The 615-nt window shown below is 74.8% G+C and carries 1 protein-coding gene (only partly in view); it reads right to left on the minus strand.

All coding sequences use genetic code 11. The annotated features are described in order from the left end of the window. The coding region annotated (locus K789_RS0118910) for an ADP-dependent NAD(P)H-hydrate dehydratase (protein ID WP_029705328.1) crosses the window boundary (this coding region is incomplete at its 5' end): on the minus strand, positions 1-615 show 615 of its 705 nt. 90 nt of the annotated region lie to the left of the window's left edge.

Raw genomic sequence — 615 nt, forward strand, 5'->3', positions numbered from 1 at the left:
CGCGAGCCTGTCGCCGGCGGCCGCATGCAGATGGGTGCCCCAGCAGGCGGACTGCGCGTCCGTGGTTCCCCGCGCCCGCAGCCCGGCGATCGTCCCGGACAGCACGTCGCCGGAGCCGGAGGTGCCCAGGCCGCTGTGTCCGGTGGTGATTTCCCACAGCGAGGCCCGGGTACCGCCGGCCCCACCTCCTCCCGCTTCGGAGACCGGGCGCCCGCCAGCCCCGCCGGGCCGGGCGATCACACCCTGGCAGCTCACCACCGCGCCGTACTTTTCCGCGAGCTCCGGTACGTCCCGGACCAGCTCCCCGGCGTCGTGCCCCAGCAGGATGCCCGCCTCGGTGACATTCGGGGTCAGGATCAGCCGGCCCGCCCAGGGGCCCAGCTCCCCGGCCAGCTCGGGCAGGCTGCCGAGGGCGAAGGCATCGAGGATGATGGCCGGCGGATGCTTCCCCGCAGGCACCTTGAGGAGGCCGCGGAGCAACGCGGTGGCCTCGTCCTTGTCGTCGAGGCCCGGGCCGATCAGGACCGCGTCCGCGGCCTCGACCGGTGCTGCGAGGACGGCGGCTGCCGAAGAGCCCTTGACCGTGCCCGAGGCGGTCTCCGGCAGCCTGAGCAC

Origin of the sequence: Arthrobacter sp. TB 26, from assembly GCF_000427315.1 — a bacterium.
In the GTDB taxonomy this organism is placed as follows: Bacteria; Actinomycetota; Actinomycetes; order Actinomycetales; family Micrococcaceae; genus Arthrobacter.